Genomic DNA, 25,417 nt, shown 5'->3' on the forward strand with positions numbered 1-25,417 from the left:
AACAAGTAAGGCGACCTCAAGGTCGCCCGAAAGTTTCAGTTTTCTACTCTACGGTGGACAAATGTGGTAGCATACGGAGATGATGGAGCGCGACGAGGTGATTGCATGGAAAACAACAAGCCCTTTACCGTAGAACGTCTCTTTCAGCTGCCTTTGTTTAAAGAGGCGAAGATCATGGCTGGCGAGAGCGGCATTTCCAAGGAAATTTATTATATCGACAGTATGGAAACACCTACGTTGACGGGCTTTCTACGGCCAAATGAACTGATTTTGACGACTGGCTATTCATTTCGCCATGACCCGACTCACCTATGCAGGCTGTTGGATGAGATGCATCGGGCAGGTGGTACGGCAATCGGGATCAAAACGAAGCGATTCATTCACGAAGTGCCGCAGGAGGCGTTGGACAAAAGCAATTTGTACGGGATTCCGCTGTTTGACATTCCCCTCGAGACGACGTTTATCGATATGACCCACACGGTGATTGACCATATTCTCGGACGGCAGGCGTTCTTGCTGCGAGAGGTACGCGAGATCAATCAGCAGTTTACAAACCTGGTGCTGAACCGCCGAACGACAGAGCTGGTGGTCCTGATCGGGCATTTGCTGGGATGTGAGGCAGCGGTCATAAACGAGGCAGGCGAAGTAGAGAGCAGTACGACACGGTTTGGTGGCGTAGATTATGTAGAAAAGCGGCCAGTACAGGTAGGCAGCAGAGTCATGGGGTATTTGGCCATTTCCCGTAAGCTCGGGGAGCAGGAGCACTTCGAAGAGATGTGCCTCGATCACGCCGTTACCGTGCTCGCTATCGAGTTTACGATTCGCCAGTCGCAGCAGATGCAGCGAGAGCGGGAGCAGGAGTCTTTTTTGGTGGAGCTGTTCTCCGGCTCCTCCCATCAAGAGGAGCTGCTGCGCTATCGTGCCCAGCAGCTCGGTATTCCACTCGGCAAATTTGTCTATTGTATGGTGCTGCAAAACCGTTCAGCAGTAGACAAACAGAGCAGAGATGAGCCCTTGACCCGTTTGAACAACCTGCTGGTTCAGCGAGTGAACAAGCCTGGCGTGTACACGCGAAAAGCGGTTGTCATCAGTGATTCCCTGATCATTTTGTGTGCGACCGTTCACGACTCGGCGGAGAAGCAGCGGGCGGAAGCCGAACAGCTGCTGCGTGAGCTGATGGCCCCGGCAGAGGAGATATCTCCAAGTACACAGCTGACTATCGGGATCGGTGGGATTCGTGAGCTGTTGTCCGATGTTCCGATGAGCCGGCAGGAAGCGCATAAAGCCATGGAAATCAGCTTGCACACGCAGCCCAAGCAGAAGATCGTTCACTTTCACGAGGTGCTAGTGGAGGATTTGCTTCTGGGTGCTGCCGGACATCCTGTGCTGACCGCTCTCACTTCGATGCTGATCGAGCCGATTGTGGCGTATGACAAAGAGTATGGCACGGAGCTTCTGGCTACGCTGCATGCGTTTTTGCGTTTGGGCGGAAATACAAAGCGGGTAGCAGAGGAGCTGTTCATCCATCGCAATTCGGTCCTGTATCGACTGGATCGGGTAAACGAGATCATCCAGAATGACCTGAACGATCCGGAGGTGCGCTTTCGCCTAGATGTTGCCATGCGGGTATGGAAGACGAAGGATATTCATGCCAATCAGATGAAGTAAAAGCATTCGTACAATCAGTGTTTTGTGGTGATGCCCAAAATTGGGGGTCATCTTTTGGGTCGCTTCCCATAGGGGAAAGCGGCTTATTTTTGTTATACTTTCAGAAAGTTTAATAAAGATTGAAAGTATAGGAAAAACGAAAACTTTCGCCATCGGTTGAGGCTAAGTCAAGTTTTTCGAAAAGCAAAAAAACAGAATAAATAAGCAACAACGATCCTTTGGAAAGGAGAGAAAATCTCAAGTTAATCGTTTCACCAGTTCCCTCGCAGCAACACCGATTTTCAAGACCTTTTGCGTGAACGTATCCCATATGCAAAAGGAAGAAACAGTAGTAAGGAAGAGCGCTTATCGGGATATGTGCAATCATACAGAAAATTTTACAAGGGGGTAGGAACATGGCCAAGGATAAAGCACCTAGAGAAAAACATCCCTCTGTTTTTGAGCCGTTTTCACTGCTATTGAACGTTGGTTTGTCCGTATTTGGGGCAATTATTGGGATGCAGTTGATTACATCGCTGGGGGTAACGCCGAGTACCTCGATCATTGGTGCGCTGGCTGCGATGCTGATCGCTAGGATTCCGATGGAGATCTTTTCAAAATACAGATCGATCCACCGGCAAAACCTGGTGCAAACGTCGATCTCGTCTGCGACATTCGGTGCGGCAAACAGCTTGCTGATACCAATCGGGATTCCGTTTGCGATGGGCAAGCCCGAGCTGATCATGCCGATGCTGATCGGGGCAGGTCTTGCGATGTTTGTAGATACTGCTTTGCTGTACAAGCTCTTTGATTCCAAAGTGTTCCCGGCATCTGGCACATGGGCTCCTGGTGTGGCAACTGCCGAAGCGATCATCGCCGGTGATAAAGGTGGAAAACGCGGGGCGCTTTTGGGAGTAGGTACTGTCGTTGGTTTGCTTGGTTCTTATTTCGGCATTTCGATGTCTGCATTCGGGGTAGCGTTTATCGGAAACATCTGGGCGCTCGCGATGTTTGGGATAGGGCTTTTGCTCCGTCAGTACTCTGTACCGCTTTTCAATGTCGATGTAAACACGATGTACGTCCCACATGGCTTCATGATCGGGGCTGGTATCGTTGCCTTGTTCCAAGTGGCGTTTATAATTTTCCGGAAAAAGAAACCGATTACAGCCTCCGCTGGTGTTGAAGAAGCGGCCTATACCGTAGGGGACAAGCAAACCTCTCGGACATTGGGACTCGGGTTTATCGCTTACCTGGTTGTCGCTTTGATCGTCGCTTTGCTTGGCGGCCTGATGACGGACATGTCGTTCGGCATGCTGATCGGGTTCTTGCTCTTTGCTGCTTTTGCTGCGTATGTTCACGAATTGATCGTCGGGATCGCCGCGATGCACTCCGGTTGGTTCCCAGCGTTTGCGATTGCATTGATCACGCTGATCATCGGGATGATGATCGGATTCCCGCCAGTGGCGTTGGCGCTTTTGGTTGGCTTTAGTGCTGCCACAGGTCCTGCTTTTGCTGACATGGGCTACGACCTGAAAACCGGTTACATCCTGCGTGGAAACGGTGCAGATGCTCATGCTGAGCTGGAAGGCCGCAAGCAGCAGTACATCGCGGGTCTGATCGCATTTGGTGTGGCGCTGATCACTGTAGCATTCTCGTACAACAGCTTTTTCTCCCAAGGGCTCATCCCGCCGGTAGATAAAGTGTACGCCAGCACGATTGAAGCGGGTACATCCCCAGAGGTAGCGAAGCAGCTCTTGATGTGGGCGATTCCTGGCGCGATCCTGCAGCTGGTTGGCGGGTCCAGTCGTCAAGTTGGGGTTATGTTTGCAACTGGTCTTTTGATCCTCAATCCAAACGCAGGCTGGGCGGTACTGGGCGGTATTTTGATTCGTATGATCGTTTTGAAGCTGAAAGGCAAGGAAGCAGAAAGCACGCTCAGCATTCTCGCGGCTGGATTTATCGCCGGGGATGCGATCTACAGCTTCTTTAGTTCTGTTGTGAAATTTGCTAAGAAATAAAAAGCATCAGGAGATGGAGGAGAAACAACATGGCGAAAGTGACCTTAACGACTTCCATGATGGAAGCAGCTGTATACGGCGGATGCGTACTGGGCGGAGGCGGAGGCGGATGGCTGGAGGATGGACTGGAATCAGGACGTCTCGCATTGGAAGTAGGAGCACCACAGCTGTTCACGGCAGATGAAATGAACGATGAAGCTCTGCTGGCGACGGTTGCACTGGTGGGGGCACCTGCCGCCACGGATCAATACACCAAACCGATGCATTACGTCCGTGCCCTGCAGCTGTTGGAAAAGACAATCGGTCAGCCGATCAAAGGGATCATCACCAATGAAAACGGTGCAGGAACGACGGTAAACGGCTGGTTCCAGGCAGCGGTAACCGGACTTCCTGTGATCGACTCCCCGTGCAATGGTCGTGCCCATCCTACCGGTCTGATGGGTGCGATGAATCTGCACGAGCTGGAAGGCTTCATTTCCCATCAAGCCGCTGTGGGTGGCAAGGATGAGCGCTATCACGAGGTATGTGTAAGTGGCCGCTTGCACCAGGCAGCTGGTCTGGTTCGCAAGATTTCCGTAGAAGCAGGTGGACTGGTTGTCGTTGCCCGCAATCCGGTGACAGCAGCGTACGCTCGGGCCAACGGTGCGCCTGGAGCGATCCAGCAAGCGATTGAGGTAGGGGAAGCGCTGCTCGGGGCAAAAGGTGAAGCCGCCATCGATGCGGTTTGCAAAAAGCTCGGCGGACGTGTCGTCACAGCAGGGGTGGTAGATGAATTCGACTTGAATACCGCTGGCGGCTTTGACGTAGGACGAGTGGTGGTCAACGGCCATGAGATGACGTTTTGGAACGAATACATGACGCTCGAAGTGAACGGAGAGCGTCTGGGTACATTCCCGGATCTCATCATGACGCTGGATGCCGAGACAGCGAGGCCAATTGTCTCCGCCGCGGTGGAGAAGGGTCAAAAGCTCGCGATCATCCACGTACCTAAAGAAAATCTGATTTTAGGTGCGACCATGCGAAACCGCGAGCTGATGGCTTCCGTCGAAGGTGCCGTCAACAAACAGATTCTTTCCTACATCTTTGCGTAAGAACAACGAGAGCGACAACAAGGAGGTAACGTGCATGTCTTGGAAACAAACAATCACCGTTTTTGAGGCGCTGGATAGTGCGCATGTCAGCGGGGAGACGATCAAGGAGATTTTTGCCCCTTATCAAGAGGTGACGGTTAGCGTCCAAACCGTTACAGGAGAAGAAGGCAGTACCGATTTCGTGAAGATCGTCATCCCGGGTAAAAACGGAAAATCGACGGGCGGTACTGCACCAACCTTCGGGATCATCGGAAGATTGGGCGGAATCGGAGCACGTCCTAGCCGGATCGGCATGGTATCGGATGCAGATGGAGCGATTGCCGCGATTGCTTCTGCTTTGAAGCTGGCGGATATGCAAACCAAAGGGGACGTCCTCGCAGGGGATGTCATCATCAGCACGCATATTTGCCCGAACGCACCGACACAGCCACATGAACCCGTTGATTTCATGGGTTCGCCCGTCGATATTTTGACCATGAACCGCTACGAGGTCATCCCAGAGATGGAAGCGATCCTCTCGATCGATACGACAAAAGGAAATCGCATCATCAACCACAAAGGGATCGCGATCTCCCCAGCAGTCAAGGAAGGCTACATCCTGCGCATCAGCGAGGATTTGCTCCGCATCATGGAAATGACAACAGGTCAGCTCCCGGTCACTTTCCCAATTACGATGCAGGACATCACGCCTTACGGAAATGACCTGTTCCACATCAACAGCATCCTGCAGCCTGCTGTTGCTACCGATGCTCCGGTAGTCGGGGTCGCCATTACGGCGCAGACAGCGGTTCCAGGCTGCGGCACGGGTGCCAGCCATGAGTCCGATATCGCGCTTGCTGTCAAATTCGCGGTGGAAGTCGCGAAAGAGTTTACGAACGGCGTCACTACTTTTTATGACGAAGCCGAATACGCCCATATTCTCAGCCGCTATGGCTCGATGAAAAGGCTCCAAACGATGGGGAACGTAGCAGGCGAATAACAGGCAGATCGATTTTCTCCACGCAGCTTGTGTGGACCACCAGGCTTTTTGGCTTGGTGGCTTTCTTTTGTGCAAATATTGGCATGGGTGTTGCAATTCCATTTTGAGTAGGAAAAGCTAGCAACCAAGGAAAGGAAGAATGCCGATGTTGGATCTGCTGAACGCACTCGCTTTTATCGTGGTAACGGGACTTGCCTTGTACATGTTTGCTCAAGTGGTTTACAGCCGTGTCGTCTTCATCAGGCTGGGCCGTAAGTCGAATCTGAAAGAGGATACGAGGCAGCGATTACAGGAAGTTCTCGTGAACGTATTTGGGCAAAAGAAGCTGTTAAAAGACAAGAAAAGCGGAATCATGCACGTCATCATGTTTTATGGCTTTATCATTTTGCAGCTGGGAGCACTCGAGTTAATCATCAAAGGGTTCGTCAAAGGCTTTGCCTATCCGATTGGCGGTGCCCACAAATATTTCAGCCTGCTGCAGGAGGTTACCGCGGTTCTCGTTTTGCTTGCCGTCATCTACGCTTTTTATCGCCGGTATGTGGAAAAGCTGAAGCGACTGAAACGAGGGCTGAAGTCGGGGCTGGTGATCATTTTTCTGACAGTGCTCATGTCCTCGATTCTGCTGAGTCTTGCTGCCGAGCAGCGCTGGGTGGGGGAGGAAGCGAGCTGGTTTGCTCCGTTTTCCTCTGTGATCGCGTATTTGTTTGCCGGATTGAGTGAAGGAGCTGTGGGAGGGTTGTTTTACCTCTTCTGGTGGATTCATCTGCTGACTCTGCTCTCGTTTTTGGTGTATGTACCGCAGTCCAAGCACGCGCACTTGCTGTTCGCTCCAGTCAATGTGCTGCTGCGAGATACCAAGCCGGTCGGGCAACTAACCACCATCGATTTTGAGGATGAAACGCTGGAGCAGTACGGAGCGGGGAAGATCGAGGATTTCCGGCAAAATCAGCTGATCGATCTGTACGCCTGCGTGGAGTGTGGGCGCTGCACCAATATGTGTCCGGCATCAGGAACAGGAAAGACGCTGTCTCCCATGGATTTGATCGTCAAAATGCGCGACCACCTTACTGAAAAGGGAGCGGCAATCACCTCTCGCACCGCATGGATGCCCCGATTTGTTTTTCAGCCGAACGCAGCAGCTGTCCTTGCTGGTCCGGGGATGGATGAGGTTGCCGTCACAGCGGAGCATACGGCGAAGCAGCTGATCGGCGATGTGATCACAGAGGAAGAGCTGTGGGCGTGCACCACTTGCCGCAACTGCGAGGATCAGTGTCCAGTAGCGAATGAGCATGTGGAGAAAATCATTGATATGCGCCGTTTTCTCGTACTGACCGAAGGCAGCATGCCACACGAGGCGACCCGCTATTTCCAAAACATCGAGCGTCAAAGCAACCCGTGGGGAATCAATCGCAAGGAAAGGATCAAATGGCGGGAAGGGCGGGAGGATCTCTATATCCCGACTGTGAAGGAAACAGATGAGTTCGAATATCTCTTCTTTGTCGGTTCGATGGGCTCCTTTGACAACCGAAGCCAGAAGATCGCGCAAGCCTTCGCTAAAATCATGAATGTAGCAGGCGTCAAATTTGCAATCCTGGGCAACGAAGAGCGCAACTCTGGAGATACGGCAAGACGTATGGGCAACGAATTTTTGTTCCAGCAGCTCTGTCAGGAGAACATCGCGACATTCCAGGCTCACGATGTGAAGAAGATCGTGACGATCTGCCCGCACACCTACAATACGTTTAAAAACGAGTACCCTGAGTTCGGTCTGGAAGCAGAGGTGTACCACCATACCGAGTTGATCTGGAAGCTGATACAGGAAGGGCGCATCGTCCCAGCCAATGAGGTGAAAGAAGCCGTCGCCTATCACGACTCCTGCTACATTGGCCGCTACAACGACATTTACGACATCCCAAGGAAAATCCTGGCGTCCGTCCCAGGCGTCTCGATCCTGGAAATGAAGCGAAACCGGCAGGACGCGATGTGCTGCGGCGCTGGCGGCGGCATGATGTGGATGGAGGAAACGCAGGGAAAACGCGTCAACGTAGAGCGCACCGAACAAGCACTCCAGCTTGGCCCAACGACGATCGGCAGCAATTGTCCCTACTGCCTGACCATGCTTGGCGACGGAATCAAAGCAAAGGAAGCCGAGGAACAAGTAAAAGCACTGGACATCGCAGAAATCGTAGAAAAATCGCTGATCGCAGGTTAGCAAGCCCCTCACGGATGGGATGGATCGTCCGTGAGGGGTTTTTGGTTTGATAAAGGCGCAAGGAAGGAAATGGGGTGTTGTGTCTTTTAAGAAAAGTTCTTTGCCTTTGCTGATTCTCGAAAACAATCAGCTGGCCAGAGGAAAAGAGAGAAAAAATGCGAGGGCATTAGGGACACAGCCCAGGCGGAGTGGAAAAAGCGGAACCTGCCTTTAGCGTCCACCTCTGAACAAGCATCCGAGAGACGACCACTTTGGACGCGGGGTCCGCTTTTGGAATGGAGCCGGACAGGGATGACCCCGTAGCAAGTGGCCCTACTAACGGAGCGTTTTCTCGCTTTTCCTCCCCTCCGCAAAGTCAGAAAGAAAAGATCTATCTATGAACTCCCTGAAAAGTCCCACAAAAAGCCCGTTCAATCAAAATAGATGGCTGAGGAAAAGAGAGAAAAAAGCGAGGGCATTAGGGACACAGCCCAGGCGGAGTGGAAAAAGCGGAACCTGCCTTTAGCGTCCACCTCTGAACAAGCATCCGGGAGACGACCACTTTGGACGCGGGGTCCGCTTTTGGAATGGAGCCGGACAGGGATGACCCCGTAGCAAGTGGCCCTACTAACGGAGCGTTTTCTCGCTTTTCCTCCTCTCCACTGAAGCCATACAGACATCATTTTTAAAGCGAACGGAAAAGACCGTAATTCAATGTTGAATCAAAAATTCAAAAATGATCAAGACAAGTATTCAGAAATGTTGTACTATTTAAACAATGGCAATTTAAGGGAAACTGAATAGCAAGGGAAGCTCGCACGGGATTGCTCATTCGTGTGTTTTTTTCTTGGTGGACTTTTCGTCAGCTGTCAATTTGAAAACGCTTTCGATCATGAAACTCAGGAGGGAACCAAAGTGCAGCATTGTCAAAAATGGTTGGAGTTTCTACCCTTTCCTTTGGTGATTACGAATGCAGAGGACTGTATCGAGCATTACAATTTCCTTTTTGCCAGACTTGCTGGTGGAGATACGGTTGGTGCGGATGTGAAAACCGTGTTTGATCAGTGGAAGCCAGAAGAATCCTTTCTTGTTTCCGTTACCTTACATAACCGTCCTTATGTTTTGCTGCACCATTCCATCCTGGTAGAAGAGCAGCCGTTCACCTTGTACATCGTAGCGGATACCACACCGGTACAGCAGCTGCGCCAAGAGGTCGCCAATCTGGAAACGCAGCTGGAGGCCGTGATGGAAAGCTCCAATGACGGGATATACATCACTGACGAGAAGGGTGTGACATTGAAGGTCAACAGCGCGATTGAAAAGATGACCGGCTATCCCAAGCACTGCTTTGTGGGGCACAATGTAGCCGATTTGGTCAAGGAAGGGACGCTGAAACGCTCCATTACCTTAAAAGTGCTGGAGGAGAGAAAGCGAGTCGACTACGTGTATCAGTTATCGGAGCGGAAGGCATTCGCGACAGGGATCCCGATTTTGAAAGAAAACGGGGAAATTGACAAGATCATCACGAACGTAAGAGATCTGACGGAGGTCAATCACTACTACAACGAGCTGCAGAGGGCCTTTGAATTGAACAGCCAGTACCGCCGTGAGCTGGACCTGTTGAAAGGCAAGCTGAAGCTGATCGACTCGGATGTCGTCATCGAAAGCAAGCAAATGATTGATATATACGATATGGCAGAGCGGGTGGCAGATGTCGATGCGACCGTTCTCATTTTAGGTGAAACGGGTGTCGGAAAGGACGTGCTGGCCCGGCATCTCTACGCCTCCTCCAAGCGCAGCCAAAAGGGAGAGTTCATCAAAGTAAACTGCGGTGCGATCCCTTACGATTTGCTGGAGTCGGAGCTGTTTGGCTACGAGGCGGGTGCCTTTACGGGAGCCAACAAAACGGGCAAGCCGGGCATGTTTGAGCTGGCGGACAATGGCATGCTATTTTTGGATGAAGTCGGTGAGCTGCCGCTCGCTCTTCAGGTGAAGCTGCTGCGGGTGCTGCAGGAAAAGGAAATTCAACGCATCGGTGCGACGAAATCGAAAAAAATCGACGTGCGCTTGATCGCAGCTACGAACCGCGACTTGAAGCAGATGGTGGCAGAGGGCAAGTTTCGGGAAGACCTGTTTTTCCGGCTCAACGTCTTGCCGATTTCGATCCCGCCGCTTCGCGAGCGAAAGGAAGATATCGTTCCGCTTGCCAATTCTGTGCTCGAGAAAGTGAATCGCAAATACAGTACGGAGAAGCGATTCGATGACAAGCTGGAGAGCTTCTTCTACCATTACAAGTGGTCGGGAAACGTCCGCGAGCTGACGAATCTGGTCGAGCGTCTGGTCCTCACTGTTCCGTCAAGTATTATCATGGTCGAGGATTTGCCCGTAGACTATGCCGAGTGTGAATGTGCAGGAAGCCATTCCGTAACCAGTGAACTCAATAGAGTGATGACGTTAAAAGAAGCTGCCGAGATCGCTGAGCGGGAGATTCTTGCGCTGGCCGTACAAAAGTTCCATAGCACCTACAAGATGGCGGAGGAGCTGGGAACGAGTCAGGCGACGATCGTCAGAAAGCTGAAAAAATACAAGCTGTAAGGAAAAACGAGAAGCATTCAGGCAGCCTCCGTGGGACAGGAGGGCTGTCTTTTTTTGTCCCTGCTACGGGGAGAACACTCTTTCTTTTGGCACGCTTTGTGCTTCAAGAAACCTACGTATCCATCATTTCGAAAAGGCTGGAAAAAGGGGAGGAACACAAATGAACATCTTGGTGCTGCTCAAGCAAACATTTGATACAGAAGAAAAAGTCGTCCTGCAGAATGGGAGAATCAGTGAAGATGGCGTGCAGTTTATCATCAACCCGTACGACGAGTACGCGGTGGAAGAGGCTGTCAAGCTGCGGGAAGAGGTAGGCGGTGAAGTAACGGTGATCACGGTCGGTCCGCAGCGGGCAGAGGATGCGATCCGCACAGCATTAGCGATGGGAGCTGACCGTGGCGTACGGATTGATCCGGAAGACCTCGAATGTGACGAATGGACGATAGCCCAGCTGCTCGCGGCTGCGATCCAGACACGACCATTTGACTTGGTGATCGGGGGCAATATGGCAGTAGATTCGGGAGCAGGCCAAGTGGCGCTGCGCGTTGCAGAAGCACTTGGTATCGCGCATGCTTCGGCGGTGACCAAGCTCGTGATCGAGGGAGATACAGCTACCGTCGAGCGCGACGTGGAAGGAGACGTCGAGATTGCCGAGATCCCACTCCCCCTTCTGGTAACAGCACAGCAAGGATTAAACGAGCCGCGCTACCCTTCTCTGCCGGGCATTATGAAAGCGAAGAAAAAGCCGCTGGAGTACCTGGCTGTCGATGATTTGGGAGTGAACAAAGAAGAGCTGGCTGCACGGACGGTCGTGTTCGATCAATTTTATCCACCGCAAAAAAAGGCGGGACGAATCCTCGCCGGCGATTTCGGGCAGCAGGTGAGCGAGCTGGTCCAACTGCTGCGCAAAGAAGCGAAAGTCATCTAATAGAGGAGGAATACCCATGGGAAAAAAAGTCATGGTGCTTGCGGAAACAAAGGATGGAAAGCTGAGAAATGTTTCATTTGAAGCGCTGACGGTGGCGCAGAAGCTGGCAGCAGGCGGGGAAGTTGTCGCCGCTCTCATCGGGAATGGCGGAGCTGCTCATGTGGAAGCCATCAGCAAGTACGGTCCCAGCAAGCTGTATGTGGCGGAGGATGATGCCCTCGCTGTTTACACGCCTGATGCCTATGTACAAACGCTGCTCCAGCTGGTCCAAACGATTTCTCCCGATGTCATCCTGATGGGGCATACCGCGATCGGAAAAGAGATCGCACCTCGAGTGGCCGCTCGTTTGGGGCTAGGTCTGCTCACCGATTGCACCGCGATGGAAGACAGAGAGGGGAGCATTGCCTTTGACCGTCCTATCTACGCGGGAAAAGCATTTCAGAAGCGGGGATTCCAGGAAGGGGTCATCTTTGCGACCTTGCGTGCCAACAACTTTCAGCCGGTGGAGAACCCAGTGCAGACGCAGATCGTTCCCTTCCAGCCAAAGATCAAGGATATTCGAACGATTGTCAAAGAGATTGTGCGCAAAACGGCGGGCGGTGTCGATCTGAGTGAAGCAAAGATCATCATTTCCGGCGGGCGCGGGGTTAAAAGCGCAGAAGGCTTTGCCGTATTAAAGGAGCTTGCTGACGTACTTGGAGGTGCGGTTGGCGCATCACGCGGTGCCTGCGATGCCGGATACTGCCACTATGCGATGCAGATCGGGCAGACCGGAAAAGTCGTGACCCCTGATCTGTACATTGCTTGCGGCATCTCTGGAGCGATTCAGCATTTGGCGGGAATGTCGAATTCCAAATGCATCGTAGCTATCAATAAAGATCCGGAAGCTCCGATTTTTCAGGTGGCGGATTATGGAATTGTGGGCGATCTCTTTGAGGTGGTACCGCTTCTGACGGCGGAATTTCAAAACGTGCTGCTGACACAGGGGTAACGTCATGAATTACGAAAAAATCGGTCCCGTGGAAATCGTCCCCGGAGAGAGTCAGAGCCGTTCGCCATTCTCTACCTCTCTTTTGATCCGCGACAAGAGTGGTGGGGAGAGCACACTAATCGATTGCGGCGGCGGCCCTTCCGTTTTCGCTTATTTGCAGCAGCAGTCGATCCGACAAATTTTTTTGACGCACTTTCATCCTGACCATACGAGTGGGACGCCTTTGTTTGATCAGACGCAAATCTTGATCAATCCGTATGACTACACAAGGCTCCTACAGTTTGCGGAAATGAGGAAGACTGGAGGAAGCGGCAGCACGGATGCCAGAAAAGCAGCCGGAACCCCCCAGCTGATCTATCCCTATGAGCAGGAGATCAACATGTCAGGAACGACGGTCATCATGCTCCATGCACCTGGGCACAGCGAGGGTTTTTGCTGCCCCTATATCCCGGAGCATGGCATTCTGATGATCGGCGATATTGATTTGACCAGCTTCGGGCCTTGGTATTTTGGCCCTGACAGCGACATCGATCAGTTCATTGCTTCTGCTCGCATGACGCTTGAGGTAGACGCGAAATACTTCCTCACCTCCCACCAGAAGGGCATGGTATTACGGGAGGAGTATCCGAGGAAGCTGGAGCAGTACCTGGAGATTATCGAGCGTCGCGAGGAGCGGATCAAGCAGGCAATCAAAAAAGGCTGCTCGCCGGCAGAGCTGATCCTGCAGGATGTGATCTATTTTCGCAAGGACCATGGGCAAGCAACCTTTATCGTACGTAATGAGCAGATGGGAATCGCCAAGCATTTGAAGCGAATGATTCGCAAGGGAGAGCCGTTGGGTGATTACTTTCTGGAGTACGCCATGGCTCACAAGCTGAATCCGGAGCATGTGGACCAATTTACGCGTCCCGCCTTCGTGGGCGCGGCAAAGGCGGGCAGTGAAACAAAAATGAATTAATGAGTCAAAAATAAGTTACTCAGTTGTGGCTTACGATGAACGCATCTGAAAGACGGGGAGCAAATCAAATTTGACTTGGCAGGGCACAGCGCAGGCTGACAGGGTGGAACAGCAGGAGGGATTCCAGCTTGCTCTTCACTGGCACGGTTGTTGCTAAAGGTAAATAGTGTGAACATTCAGATAGATAATGAGGGGAGGGGCGTCTAATCTCTGAGGTGATCCAAATTGAAATCGAAACAACCTACATGGAAGGAGACGTGAACGTTTACATGCTGGCGGGTGACCCCGTTACCCTGATCGATAGCGGGATACCTGGGCAAGCGTCATTGGAGCAGCTGCAAGCAGGCTTAGCCAAGCATGGGCTTTCCCTTCACGACCTGCAGCAAATCATTGTGACCCATATGCACGACGATCACTGTGGCGGCGTGGCAGACATCCAGAGGCACGTAGACATTCCGATTTACGTCCACGAGCAGGCAAGAAGACAGCTTGCTTGCGGCAAAGCTGTTCACGAGCAGTCGGAATCATTTTTTGACTCGTTCATTGCGCGGTGTGGAGCCGCAGATATTTTTCAGCGCAGGCAGCCCTATCGCCAGAAAGAGTGGAGGCACGTTCGGTACGTGAAAGATGGCGATACGGTAATGGCCGGTGGTGCAGCGCTGAAAGTACTGTATGTGCCTGGACATAGTCAGAGCGACATTTGTTTGTGGAATGAAAGGACGGGGGACGCATTCGTCGGTGACTACCTGCTGGAACACATTTCCGCAAACGCTTTCATTACTCCGCCAGATCAAGAGCAGGAAGAGAGAGAAAAGCCGCTCATCCAACTGCGCGAGTCGTTACGGAAAACGTACGATTTGTCGTTTCAGACCATCTATCCGGGTCATGGTACCGCTTATTGCGGGCATCGGCGCGTAATTGACAAGCGTTTTACCGAACAAATGGAGCGCTGCGAGCGGATCTACGAGCATTTGAGAGAGAATCCACATTCGGTTTATGAGTTGAGCCACGCACTTTTTCCATTCTTACAGGGAAGGTCGATCTTTTTAGGGCTATCGGAAATTCAGGGGCATTTGGACCTGCTGGAGGAGCAGGCTAGAGCTGCCGTTCAGATGGTTGGCAAGGTGGCCCACTATCGGGCGATTTAGAAAAGGAGGCTTGGGAATGGGGCAGTTGACAGGCAGGGTAGCGGTGGTGACGGGGGCTGGTCGCGGCATTGGAGCGGCGACGGCACGAAGACTGGCGAAAGACGGTGCAAAGGTGGGCGTAATCGATCTGAAAGAGGAAGCCTGCCTGGAAACCGTGCAGTCGATCCAGGAAGCGGGCGGTGAAGCGATCGCCATTGGCTGCAACGTGGCAGACTCGAAAGATGTAGATGGAGCCTTTGCCAAAGTGGCCGCCAAGTTTGGCAGACTCGACATCCTGGTGAACAATGCAGGCGTGCTGCGGGATAATCTGCTCTTCAAGATGAGCGACGACGACTGGGATACGGTCATGAACGTGCATCTAAAGGGGAGCTTTCTGTGCAGTCGCGCGGCGCAAAAGTACATGGTTGAACAGCGCTACGGAAAAATCGTCAATACGAGCAGCACTTCTGCATTGGGCAATCGCGGGCAGGCCAACTATTCCGCAGCAAAAGCAGGCTTGCAGGGCTTTACGAAGACACTGGCTATAGAGCTTGGCCCATTCAACATCAACGTCAATGCCGTTGCTCCTGGCTTCATTGCGACGGACATGACACGCCAGACAGCAGAGCGGGTAGGGGCTGATTTTGAAGAAAACCAGCGCCTGGCTTCGCAGCGAATCCCATTGCGGCGTGTGGGTCAGCCGGAGGACGTAGCAAATCTGGTGGCGTATCTGGTGAGTGACGATGCGAGCTATGTGTCTGGTCAAGTCATTTATATCAACGGCGGCAGCCGCTAATTAAGAGGAGGAATGCAGGATGGATTTCACATTAACCGATGAACAACGCATGATACAACGTACGGTACGGGATTTCGTACAAAAGGAAGTTATGCCCTATGAGCAGCAGGTGCTGCGCAATGAACGGGAAGGCAAGCCAGGGATCTCCCGTGAAGAAGTGAAAGCTTTGCAGCAAAAAGCGAAAGCAGCGGGCTTCTGGGGAATCAATACGCCTGAGGAATACGGCGGAGCCAATCTCGGTCCGATCATGAGTGCCTTGATTACCATGGAGCTGGGCCGAACCTTCGTCCCCTTCAACTTCGGCGGCAGTGCAGATAACATTTTGTATCACTGCAACGAGGAGCAAAAGCAAAAATATTTGATCCCATTGATTAATGGCGAGCGTCGTTCCTGCTTTGCGATCACAGAGCCAGGAGCGGGGTCGGATGCGCGCAGCATTCGCATGACTGCGGTCAAGGATGGCAACGAGTACGTGCTGAATGGGGAAAAGACATTCATCACGAACGGAAATGAAGCAGACTTCGTGATGGTATTCGCGGTAACGGACAAGGAAAAAGGCGCAGATGGCGGTGTGACCTGCTTCCTGGTGGACCGTGACATGGGCTGGCGCTCGGAAAACATCCCGACGATGGGCGAATGGGGACCTGCCTCTCTCGTCTTTGAAAACGTCCGTGTGCCGGAAGAAAACATTTTGGGCGAGCTGGGCAAAGGCTTCAACCTGAGTATGAAATGGATTGGTCAAGGGCGCTGGGCGATTCCAGCACGTGCAGTAGGGGCAGCCGAACGCTTGCTGCAAATGGGGATTGATTATTCCAAGCAGCGTGTTACCTTTGGCAAACCGATCGCAGAGCGTCAAGCGATCCAATGGATGATTGCCGATTCTGCTGTAGAGATCGAAGCAGCCAAATGGATCGTGCTGCGCGCCGCATGGATGGTGGAAAACGGCATGGATGCCCGTCACCAATCCTCTATCGCCAAGCTGTTTGGATCTGTCATGGCGAACCAGGTCGTGGACCGCGTGCTGCAAATTCACGGCGGCATGGGCTACACCAAGGAGCTGCCAATCGAGCGCTGGTACCGCGAAGCTCGCTTGTGGCGCATTTTTGAAGGAACGGATGAGATCCAAAAACGGACGATCTCCCGCAACCTGCTCAAAGGCCATGTGAAAGTGGGCGAGCTCTTGTAAAACCGAATCGATTCTATGAAAGGAGGGCTCTTCTTTGGTGCTTGATCGCAGTGTGATTGGCAGCACAAGCGAGTCGAAAGTGATAGAGATCGAAAAAGGGGCAATCCGGACGTTTGCCAATGCGATTGGCGACCCCAACCCTCTCTATACGGATGAGGAATTTGCGAAAAAACACGGCTTTGCCAGCTTGGTCGCACCTCCGACATTCCCGACGACATTCCGTGTACCCAATCCCAATCTTCAAATCAAGGCGGCGCGCGTGCTGCATGGCGAGCAGGAGTATAGCTATGTACGTCCGATCGTCGCAGGAGAGTCGCTGCGCTGCACGAGCAAGGTAGTCGATGTGTACGAGCGCGCAGGAAAACTAGGGGCGATGACCTTTCTGGTAACGGAAATTCGCGGCGAGGATTTAGATGGGAATCTGGTATTCACGGGAAGAAGCACAATCATTCTGTAAGGCTGGTCAGGAAAGGAGGATAGGTCGATGCAGTCGATTCGCTGGGACGAAATCGAGGTAGGACAGCAGCTGGAACCATTGATTCAAACGGCTATAGAAAAAGTGCAATTGGTGAAATACGCAGGAGCTTCCGGTGACTTTAATCCGATTCATACGGATGACGAGACGGCACGCAAGGTAGGCCTTCCTGGAGTGATCGCCCACGGCATGCTGAGCATGGGCTTTCTCGCCGAGCATGCTGCCGGGATCGTGGGAACGCATGGGTTTGTAAGCCGCTTGAAGGTGCGCTTTGCCGGAATGGTTTTTCCAGGAGACGTGCTGACCTGCCATGCAAAGGTGGTAGCCAAGGACGAGAAAGAGCGTACCGTTGGCCTGGAGGTTCGGATTGAACGGGAAGAGGGAAAAGCCTTAACAGTCGGGGAAGCGTCGCTTACGTACTATCAGACCGCCTGACCATCCCTCCTGTCTTGCATGAAAGAGGGTGGATCTCACGCGAAAGGCATCCATTTGGCTCCTGCTCTCAACCATGTTTCTCACGAGCTTGGGATTTGGGGTAATCTTGCCCACCTTGCCTTTTTTATCAAAACACTTGGGTGCTACGCCTCTGGAAATGGGGCTGGCGATCTCCGTCTTTTCGGTCGCCTCCTTATTCTCCAGCTTTCTCTGGGGCGCGGCAAGCGATAGGCTCGGACGTCGCCCCGTCCTGATCATGGGCATCGTCGGCTATGGTTTGTCCTCCGCACTCTTGGCGCTGGCACCCAATATCACGGTATTGCTGATCCTGCGGTTTCTGGCCGGGATGATGGCATCAGCCGTATCTCCGTCTTCGATGGCATTGGTGACAGAGCTGACCAGTGCCGAGGAACGGCCGCGAATACTGGGCTATATGGGCTCGATCAATGGCATTGGTTTTATTTTCGGACCGCCGGTTGGAGCGTTTCTCAGTATCTTCGGCATTGGGGTGCCCTTTGCCAGTGTCGGATTGCTTTCGATTCTCAACGGACTTTTGGCGATGCGCTTTTTGCCGCGAGGGAGTAAGCCTGCGGAAGGGGCTTCGGAAGCGATCCGCCCGGAAGTGAACAAAGAAAATGCATGGGTAGCTGGGGTAAAACGATTAGGCCTACTGCTGAAAAACAGGATGATCGCGCCGCTTTTGTTCGGATCGTTTGTTATCGCATTGGCGGACGCGAGCATATCCTCAACGCTTTCCTACTACATCACAGGCCCGCTTCAGTCGACGCAGACGATGGCGGGCTGGGCGTTCATGATGAATGCAGGGGTGAGTGCGATTGCCCAGGCAACCGTCTTTGCCCGCATTTTTACCCGCTATGGAGACATGATGACGATTGTGATTGGCTTTTCCTTTGGAGCAGTCGGCTTCTTTCTTCTGGGACTCTCTCAATTGCTGGTGTGGGCATTTGGCGCAGTAGCGCTCCTTTCCCTTTGTCGCGGTCTTGCTTTTCCTTCGATTACGACCGGGATTTCCTTGCGAATCTCGTCGGCATTGCAGGGCAGCGGTTTTGGTTCCTACAACACAGTAGGCAGCTTGGGACGTACGCTAGGGCCGTTGATTGCCGGATGGCTGTTCTCGGTGCATGCGAGCAGTCCGTTCTTCTTCTCCGGTGGGCTGCTGCTTCTGACGGTCGGCGCCTTTCTGCTCTGGACGCATCGGGAGAGGAAAACGTCTGGACATCAGCAATCCAATACCGTTCAGAAAACAGTTTAGTGGGGGTGAGTGGTTTTGAAATCGGAGCGTATAGCGGCGATTGTGGGGGTCGCCGAGTCTGATTTAGGTTTGGTGCCAGGGAAAAACGTGCTGCAGCTGCAGGCACAAGCGGCAAAAGCGGCGCTGGATGATGCTGGCTTCACAAAAGATGATGTGGATGCACTCTTTACCGCGGGGAACTGGGCATGGGCGCCCAATTTGATGCTGGGAGAATATTTGGGCATCAAGCCGAAATTTACGGATGGAACCAATATAGGCGGTTCTTCATTTGAGTCGCATGTCGGGCATGCCTTGGCAGGGATTCGAGCAGGACTGTTCGATGTAGCGCTGATCACTTATGGAAGCACCCAGCGCTCCAACCCTGCACGGGGCGCTGCCGTCCCTTTTGCTCCTCTCACGGAGCAGTATGAGCGATCCTTTGGCTTGCCCATGACAGTCGGGGCGTATGCGCTGGCGGCCATGCGGCACATGCACCAGTACGGGACGACATCGGAGCAGCTGGCAGAGATCGCGGTAGCTACGCGCAAATGGGCGATGAAAAATGAAAAAGCGATGATGCGCGAGCCGATCGAGATCGAGGATGTTCTGAAATCCCGGATGATTGCAGAGCCGCTGCATCTTCTGGACTGCTGCCTGGTGACGGATGGCGGCGGGGCTGTGGTGGTGGCGTCTGCACGGGCAGCGGCTCGTGCGAAAAAACGTCCGGTCTGGATTCTCGGACACGGGGAGACGCATACCCACAATTCTATTGCCAACATGCCTGATTTGACGATGACAGGAGCGCGTGAGTCCGGTCGCCGTGCCTTTGAGATGGCGGGAGTGACGCATGATGAGATCGATGTGGCAGAAATTTACGATTCGTTTACCATCACCGTACTGCTCACCTTGGAAGCGCTCGGCTTCTGCAAGCCAGGTGAGGGCGGGGCGTTTGTCAGCGGTCAGCGAACCGCACCAGGCGGGGCGTTCCCGATGAATACCAACGGCGGAGGGCTTTCCTATACCCATCCAGGCATGTACGGGATCTTCTTGCTGATCGAAGCGGCTCGCCAGCTTCGGGGGGAAAGCGGAGAGCGTCAGGTGCCAGATGCCAAGCTTGCTTTGGTCAACGGTACAGGCGGCGTCCTCTCATCCACATCAACGGTTATTCTGGGGAGGGATTAATATGGCGGGCCAAATTCCAAAGCCGGTGGTCGACAGCGATTCCAAGCCGTACTGGGATGGCTTGAACAACCACGAGCTCATGATCCAGCATTGTGATGATTGCAGCAAGCACATTTTTTATCCGAGGCTCTTATGTCCACACTGCTTTTCCGATCAGATCTCATGGACACAGGCGAGCGGACAGGGAAAAATCTACAGCTATACCGTTGTTCATCGAGCGTTTGGTCCGTTTGCTGATCAGGCTCCCTATGTAGTGGCGATCGTTGAGCTGGCAGAGGGCGTGCGGATGATGACGCGGATCACCGGGAATCGGGAGGACATTGCCATCGGTAAACCGGTTACGGTCACCTTCGAGAAAGTGGACGATGATCTCACTCTGCCTTATTTCAAGCTAGTCTAGCTACAAAGCAGGTTGAATTGAACTGGAGGTGTCGGTATTGAGTGGAAATGCAAAAGTAGCCGTATCCCCCGAACGTTTGCGGGAGTTTTTCCATCCGCGCAATGTAGCGCTGATCGGGGCAACAGACAAGTCCATGTGGTCGGTTTTTACCTATAAAAATCTGAAGATTATGAATTTTAGTGGTGAAATCTACTGCGTCAACCCCAATCGGGATGTCGTGCACGGGCAAAAAGCGTATCACTCCCTGCTAGATATTGAGGACTCGATTGATTTGGCATACGTCATGGTCCCTTCCAGTCACATCATGCAGGTGATGAAGGAAGCGGCAGAGAAAAAAATCCGCAATCTGGTCCTCTTGACGGCTGGCTTTAGTGAGCTAGGGGAAGCGGGACAAAAGCTGGAGCAGGAGCTGCTCGCCTTTGCCAAAGAGCATGATCAGCTGATTCTGGGACCAAACGGCAACGGGTTTGTCAACGTTACCTCGAGTCTGACGCCGTATGGTTTGCCGATCACGCCGCCGCTCAAGGCAGGGCCGGTCGGTGTGGTTCTGCAGAGCGGCGCATTGGCCAGCTCGATTATGACGCTGGCGCAGGTGCGCAATGTGGGCCTGAGCTTTCTCGTAGCGATGGGCAACGAGACGATGATTTCTGCGACGGATATCATCGATTATTTGATTGAGGATGACTCGACAAAGGTCATTGCCCTGTTCCTGGAGTCGATCCGGCAGCCTGAAGAGTTTGCGCGGGTAGCCAAAAAAGCGCTGCAGTACGGCAAACCGGTCGTTGCGCTGAAGATCGGACGCAGTGAAAAAAGCGCACATACCGCGATGGCACATACCGGTGCACTGGTCGGGGATGACGCGGTCAATGACGCGGCGTTCCGTCAGCTCGGCGTCATTCGCGTCAACTCACTGGAGGATCTGCTCACGACTGCTGGGCTATTAGGTTACACACCGCCGCTGTTTGGACGAAGAATGGGCGTCGTAACACCTTCTGGAGGGGCCTGCGATATTCTGTCGGATCGCTCTGCCGACGAGAAGATCGAGCTGCCAGAGTTTTCTCCGCAAACGGTGCAAGCGCTCAAGGAGATCGTCCCCAGCTTTTCCACCGTGCACAATCCGCTCGATGTGACAGGGTACGTCGTTGTTGACAGAACCTTGATGCGGCGGGCATTGGCGGCAGTCTCGAGGGACCCTGAGCTGGATTTCATCATCTCATTGGTAGACCCGCCCAGGGTGGAGCCGGAGGACGTCGCCCCCGTCTACGAGCAGTACGAAGAGCTGTCCAAAATCGTCAATAATGCCGCGTGTCCAGTCATTCTCGTGATGAACACCTCACTGGAGATGACGCCGTTCGGACAGAAGGTGGCTGACAAGTACGGCCTCCATTTCGTGGGAGGGATGGAGCACGGGCTTACCGCACTAGGAAAAGCGGTCTGGTGGAACGAGAAATATCGGGCGACGAAAGCGGCGGCGGCAAATAAAGCGCATCCTGTTGCCCAGTTGGCTGTAGATGTATCGGGCGGCGAATGGTCCGAATACCAGGCGCGCAAGTTTCTGGAGGAGCACGGCGTACCGGTCGTTCCTGGCTTGCTCGCGACGAAGCTGGAGGAAGCCCTCTCGGCAGCTGAAAAGGTAGGCTATCCGATAGCGATGAAAATCCAATCCGAGGATATCGCCCATAAAAGCGATATTGGCGGCGTGAAGCTGGGACTTGCTTCCGCGGCAGAGGTAGCCGATGCCTATCAGGAGATCTTAGAGAATGTACAAAAACGAGCACCAGGCAGTCGAATCGAAGGTATGCTTGTCAGCCCGATGCGGCCGCCGGGAACGGAGCTTTTGGTGGGGATTGTCAATGACCCGCTGTGGGGATTGGTACTGGCGGTAGGAATAGGCGGCGTTTTCGTCGAGGTGTTCAAGGACACCAGCCTGCGTGTGCTGCCGGTTGAGCGTGATGAGATCAGAGTGATGCTGGAAGAGCTGCGCGGCATTCCTTTGCTGAAGGGAACGCGCGGCAGAGTCGCTGCCGATCTGGAGAAGGTAACGGATGCGATCTACAAAGTGAGTCAGCTTGCCTTTTCTGCAAAACAAAGTCTGCAGGAGCTGGAAATCAATCCACTCTGGGTAAATGGCGGGCAAGTCGAGGCGCTCGATGCCTTGATGAAGTGGAAACAAACGGATAGAGTCGTCTCCCAATAACATTTCTTTCGCGGCGTTCAGCAAGATACCGAGTCAAGGTCTGCTGGACGCCATCACCTACCAAATGCAACGCTAGTGACTCGGTGCGTTTCGTTTGAGTTTGCTTTTATTCTTTGGATTTGTAAGCGCTTTACCACTAAAGGAGGCGACGAAAAATGCCAAAAAGCACGGGATTATTGTCCCGGGAACTCACGGAATATCCAGTCGGAGGAAAAAGGATCTGGTTATTGTTTATCGCCATTCTCGCGAATTTTATCGCATCCTACGAAGCTCAGATCGCACCGGTGCTGCCGCTCTTGTTGAATGATTTGAACATTACGCTCGCCCAGTACGGCGTCGTCTCTGCGATTTCCGTCATTGCCTCCGCCATCTCGGGATTGATCGTCGCACCTCTGTCAGATAAATACGGCCGCGTCCGCTTTTTGGTTCCAGGCTTGTTCCTCACCGCTGTTTGCGTCTTTTGCATGGCTCTCGTCAGCTCGCTCTCGGGACTTTTACTCCTGCGTATTTTGCTCGCATTCGTCGATGGTCTGGCTCTGGGAACGACGGCAGGCTTGGTGCGTGACTTCTCGCCACGTCTCGGCCGTGCACTCGCCTTTGGTTTTTGGACGTTTGGGCCAGTGGGCTCCAACTTTTTTGCAGCAGCAATGGCAGGATGGACACTGCCCATCTATCAGTCGTGGCAGTCGCAGTTTATTATAGGAGGATCCGTTGCGACCGTTTCAGCGATTGTCATCATGTTTAATATTCGTGACCTTTCTCCAAAGCTTCGCGCTCATGTCATTGAAAATGAAGTGGAGCTAAACAAAAAAGCATCAGAAGACAAAAAGGCTATCACCAAACCGAAGATGCGCGACATTTTGGGGATTCCCCACATCTGGATGCTCAGCATCGGTGTTTCCTTCTTTTTGCTTACCTATTTGACGATCGCATCATTCGGCCCGAAAATGCTGGTAGATGCTTTTGGCTATGAGCCTCACGCGGCGGCATCCATCGCCAAGTACTTCTGGCTGTTTAACCTGCTGACACTGCTTATTGCAGGCTGGGTCTCTGACCGACTTCAGCTGCGAAAAATCGTATCGCTGACAGGAGCTATTCTGTTTGCCCTCTATATGCTGTTCTTCCTCTCGCTGTTTGGCAAAGAGGTATCCGATGGTGCCATGATGATCTATACTTCCATTCTCGGTGGTCTGATCGGTATCGCTTATGGTCCATGGTGTGCCCTGTTTTCGGAGAATGCAGAGGACGTCAACCCTTCCCTGCAATCCTCTGCATGGGCGGTGTTTGGGCTCGTATCCAAAATGATGGGCATTTTGACTACCTTGATTGCTCCTCTGGTCGTGGCTGCGTCCGGCTGGGATTCCTGGCTGTGGATTGCGGTGGGAGTGGGAGTCATCATTTACATTCCATGCCTGTTTGCTGGAAAAGGACCATGGCTCCGTAAGAAAGTGGAACATAAACCCATCACGACTGTTCAGTAGCCTGTTTGCTGGTGGATGGAGAGGGGAAAAGCTTAGTGCCAATAGGGTACTAAGCTTTTCTTTTTCTCTACCCGACAGTCTTTCGTTTATGATTCGCTTGAAGAGGCTAAACAGTGAAATAAAATTGGAAACAAATTTGCGAACGATATATTTTTATATTTCTATCATAGTTAAATGAAATGTGTTATAGTAGTTGTTAGAGTACTAGTGCTTATGCGGCACATATGGCTCACTTGAAATTTGGAGGTTTTTATTGATGACAACAGGTACAGTTAAATGGTTCAACGCTGAAAAAGGCTTTGGATTCATTTCAGTTGAAGGTGGAGACGATGTATTCGTTCACTTCTCCGCAATCACAGGCGATGGTTTCAAATCTTTGGATGAAGGTCAGCGTGTTGAATTCAACATTACTCAAGGTCAACGTGGCCCACAAGCTGAGAATGTTGTAAAACTGTAGTCTAATGATAGAAATTAGCAACTGTTCTTACGGACAGTTGCTTTTTTTTATTCTCGATTTCGAAAAAACGACCCTTTCATTTGAGGACCGTACCGTTATAAAGGAAAGAAGGGAATAATCGCATGTCATCTCACCATCCAATTCACCCTGATTGCGCGAGAGCCATCAGCCGTCTCATGCAAATCAAAGAGCCGAAGCGCCAGGACTTTCTGGACCTGAAAACGTACGGGCGGGATGCCTACTCCGAAATGGGCTGGGACGAGCTTCAGCAGTATATCAATGAAAAAACAGTGGTCATCGTTGAGCAGTTTGAAGACGAACAAAATATCCTGTCCGCACTGCGCTGGGTCGCGCGAGGCTTGCCGGTCTGGTTAGCGATTCGGAAGGTACGCACGGATTACGCGATGTATCGGTATATGAAGTCGGTTTAGGATTAGGTGGGATAAAAGGAGCAGGCCTTGTGCATCGGAGCCTGCCCTTTTTATTTTCCCTATTTTAGAATTATTTGCCAGATGACACTGCAGAAATGGTAAAATGAAGTGGATATAATTTGAAGGGGCGAAGGAAATGTCGGTCAACATCACCAATTTTGCCGTTGTGCAACTGCCTGTAAAAGATGTGGAAGTATCTGTAAAATGGTACAATGAAGTGCTTGGCATTCCCTTTACATTTGCGTTTACACCTGGAGACAACGAGGCATGGATGAACGTAGGTGGAGTAGGGCTTGGTCTTGTGCGCACGGAAAATGTCCCGAGTCTCGATTTTCGCAACATGGAGGGGCAGTTCCAGCCGATCATTTCTCTGCAGGTCCAAAATATCCACACGGTCTATCAAGAGCTTGCAGAAAAGGGCTATAAACTGAGCGAGATGCTCTACAAGCAAGGCGGGGGCTACAGCTTTCAACTTCGTGACCCTGATGGACACATCAACCATTTATGGGGCGGTTGGCCATCGGAAGAGGATGAGGCGGCGAATAGGTAAGAAGGACGAGTAAGACCCGTGTGAACCGGAATTTCCGAGGCACATGGGTC

22 protein-coding genes are annotated in these 25,417 nt (G+C 52.5%); all 22 read left to right on the forward strand.

Translation table 11 applies throughout. From position 1 onward, the window contains the following. The first annotated feature begins 105 nt into the window (after positions 1–105). The gene (locus ACLIN2_RS06760; RefSeq protein WP_411503595.1) at positions 106–1,668 is read left to right on the forward strand and encodes a PucR family transcriptional regulator; all 1,563 of its coding nucleotides are present in this window, start codon (positions 106–108) and stop codon (positions 1,666–1,668) included. 395 nt (positions 1,669–2,063) lie between these two features. Then, the gene (locus ACLIN2_RS06765; RefSeq protein ID WP_411503596.1) at positions 2,064–3,665 is read left to right on the forward strand and encodes an OPT/YSL family transporter; all 1,602 of its coding nucleotides are present in this window, start codon (positions 2,064–2,066) and stop codon (positions 3,663–3,665) included. Positions 3,666–3,694: 29 nt separating this feature from the next. Beyond that, a complete protein-coding gene (locus ACLIN2_RS06770) occupies positions 3,695–4,756 on the forward strand; it encodes a DUF917 domain-containing protein (RefSeq protein ID WP_411503597.1) in 1,062 nt (353 codons plus the stop codon). A 34-nt stretch (positions 4,757–4,790) separates the two neighbouring features. Next, the gene (locus ACLIN2_RS06775; RefSeq protein ID WP_411503598.1) at positions 4,791–5,735 is read left to right on the forward strand and encodes a DUF1177 domain-containing protein; all 945 of its coding nucleotides are present in this window, start codon (positions 4,791–4,793) and stop codon (positions 5,733–5,735) included. A 145-nt stretch (positions 5,736–5,880) separates the two neighbouring features. Next, positions 5,881–7,947 carry a (Fe-S)-binding protein gene (locus ACLIN2_RS06780; RefSeq protein WP_411503599.1) on the forward strand — a complete coding sequence of 689 codons (2,067 nt, stop codon included), beginning with the start codon at positions 5,881–5,883 and terminating at the stop codon, positions 7,945–7,947. An 894-nt stretch (positions 7,948–8,841) separates the two neighbouring features. Beyond that, entirely contained in the window at positions 8,842–10,521 is a 1,680-nt protein-coding gene (locus ACLIN2_RS06785; RefSeq protein WP_327930488.1) for a sigma-54 interaction domain-containing protein, read from the forward strand. A 160-nt stretch (positions 10,522–10,681) separates the two neighbouring features. Beyond that, on the forward strand, positions 10,682–11,449 hold the full coding sequence (locus ACLIN2_RS06790; RefSeq protein WP_411503600.1) for an electron transfer flavoprotein subunit beta/FixA family protein: 768 nt from the start codon (positions 10,682–10,684) through the stop codon (positions 11,447–11,449). A 16-nt stretch (positions 11,450–11,465) separates the two neighbouring features. Beyond that, positions 11,466–12,440, forward strand: a complete 975-nt coding sequence (locus ACLIN2_RS06795; protein ID WP_092266309.1) for an electron transfer flavoprotein subunit alpha/FixB family protein — start codon at positions 11,466–11,468, stop codon at positions 12,438–12,440. A 4-nt stretch (positions 12,441–12,444) separates the two neighbouring features. Continuing rightward, positions 12,445–13,398, forward strand: a complete 954-nt coding sequence (locus ACLIN2_RS06800) for an MBL fold metallo-hydrolase (protein ID WP_411503601.1) — start codon at positions 12,445–12,447, stop codon at positions 13,396–13,398. 215 nt (positions 13,399–13,613) lie between these two features. Beyond that, positions 13,614–14,546: an MBL fold metallo-hydrolase gene (locus ACLIN2_RS06805; RefSeq protein ID WP_411503602.1), complete on the forward strand. Its 933-nt coding sequence runs from the start codon at positions 13,614–13,616 to the stop codon at positions 14,544–14,546. A gap of 16 nt (positions 14,547–14,562) precedes the next feature. Further along, positions 14,563–15,321: a beta-ketoacyl-ACP reductase gene (locus ACLIN2_RS06810; protein WP_092266306.1), complete on the forward strand. Its 759-nt coding sequence runs from the start codon at positions 14,563–14,565 to the stop codon at positions 15,319–15,321. A 19-nt stretch (positions 15,322–15,340) separates the two neighbouring features. Continuing rightward, positions 15,341–16,507 carry an acyl-CoA dehydrogenase family protein gene (locus tag ACLIN2_RS06815; RefSeq protein ID WP_092266305.1) on the forward strand — a complete coding sequence of 389 codons (1,167 nt, stop codon included), beginning with the start codon at positions 15,341–15,343 and terminating at the stop codon, positions 16,505–16,507. A gap of 37 nt (positions 16,508–16,544) precedes the next feature. Further along, complete coding sequence (locus ACLIN2_RS06820; RefSeq protein WP_092266534.1) at positions 16,545–16,964, forward strand: MaoC family dehydratase N-terminal domain-containing protein; 420 nt, start codon at positions 16,545–16,547, stop codon at positions 16,962–16,964. A 27-nt stretch (positions 16,965–16,991) separates the two neighbouring features. Then, positions 16,992–17,417, forward strand: coding sequence for a MaoC/PaaZ C-terminal domain-containing protein (locus ACLIN2_RS06825; RefSeq protein WP_092266304.1), 426 nt, complete (start codon positions 16,992–16,994; stop codon positions 17,415–17,417). A 28-nt stretch (positions 17,418–17,445) separates the two neighbouring features. Beyond that, complete coding sequence (locus ACLIN2_RS06830; RefSeq protein ID WP_411503603.1) at positions 17,446–18,690, forward strand: MFS transporter; 1,245 nt, start codon at positions 17,446–17,448, stop codon at positions 18,688–18,690. 9 nt (positions 18,691–18,699) lie between these two features. Beyond that, entirely contained in the window at positions 18,700–19,851 is a 1,152-nt protein-coding gene (locus tag ACLIN2_RS06835; RefSeq protein WP_246011048.1) for an acetyl-CoA acetyltransferase, read from the forward strand. Between the two features lies 1 nt (position 19,852). Beyond that, positions 19,853–20,251 (forward strand): Zn-ribbon domain-containing OB-fold protein, encoded by a 399-nt coding sequence (locus ACLIN2_RS06840; protein ID WP_092266301.1) that lies wholly within the window; start codon positions 19,853–19,855, stop codon positions 20,249–20,251. A 37-nt stretch (positions 20,252–20,288) separates the two neighbouring features. Next, positions 20,289–22,448, forward strand: coding sequence for an acetate--CoA ligase family protein (locus ACLIN2_RS06845; protein ID WP_400584075.1), 2,160 nt, complete (start codon positions 20,289–20,291; stop codon positions 22,446–22,448). A 155-nt stretch (positions 22,449–22,603) separates the two neighbouring features. Then, positions 22,604–23,929: an MFS transporter gene (locus tag ACLIN2_RS06850; protein ID WP_122959804.1), complete on the forward strand. Its 1,326-nt coding sequence runs from the start codon at positions 22,604–22,606 to the stop codon at positions 23,927–23,929. 256 nt (positions 23,930–24,185) lie between these two features. Continuing rightward, positions 24,186–24,386, forward strand: coding sequence for a cold-shock protein (locus ACLIN2_RS06855; protein ID WP_092266299.1), 201 nt, complete (start codon positions 24,186–24,188; stop codon positions 24,384–24,386). 122 nt (positions 24,387–24,508) lie between these two features. Continuing rightward, a complete protein-coding gene (locus ACLIN2_RS06860) occupies positions 24,509–24,817 on the forward strand; it encodes a hypothetical protein (protein WP_092266298.1) in 309 nt (102 codons plus the stop codon). Positions 24,818–24,953: 136 nt separating this feature from the next. Next, positions 24,954–25,367, forward strand: a complete 414-nt coding sequence (locus tag ACLIN2_RS06865) for a VOC family protein (RefSeq protein ID WP_301171599.1) — start codon at positions 24,954–24,956, stop codon at positions 25,365–25,367. The last annotated feature ends 50 nt before the right edge of the window (positions 25,368–25,417 follow it).

The organism is Brevibacillus centrosporus, from assembly GCF_046622605.1.
GTDB classification, from domain to species: Bacteria; Bacillota; Bacilli; order Brevibacillales; family Brevibacillaceae; genus Brevibacillus; species Brevibacillus centrosporus.